At 70.3% G+C, this 394-nt stretch carries 1 protein-coding gene; it reads left to right on the top strand.

Annotated features, from left to right (window positions below):
- Window positions 1-394: SDR family NAD(P)-dependent oxidoreductase (locus tag IG74_RS47385; protein WP_158858153.1), on the top strand; the 394-nt coding region annotated here is incomplete at both ends.

Here is a 394-nt window from a genome sequence, read left to right as displayed (position 1 = left end):
GCGTGGTTCGGGTGTGTTCGTCAAGCGGTTGGTGCCGGGTGGTACGGGTGCGCTGGGTGGCCATGTGGCCCGGTGGCTGGCGCGTACGGGTGCTGAGCATCTGGTGCTGACGAGTCGTCGGGGGATGGAGGCCGAGGGCGCCGTCGAGCTGAAGGCGGAGCTTGAGGGGCTGGGTGCCCGGGTGACGGTGGCGGCGTGTGACGCGGCTGACCGTGAGGCTTTGGCGGCGGTGCTGGACGAGCTCCCGCAGGAGTTCCCGCTGACCGCCGTGGTGCATACGGCGGGTGTGCTGGATGACGGTGTGGTGGACGCTCTGACGGTGGAGCGGGCGGCCGGGGTGTTGCGTCCGAAGGTGGACGCGGCACGGAACCTGCACGAACTGACCGCCGGAATG

The organism is Streptomyces sp. NRRL B-1347, assembly GCF_000720325.1.
Classification (GTDB): Bacteria; Actinomycetota; Actinomycetes; order Streptomycetales; family Streptomycetaceae; genus Streptomyces.
This window is presented reverse-complemented; position numbering and strand designations above follow the sequence as displayed.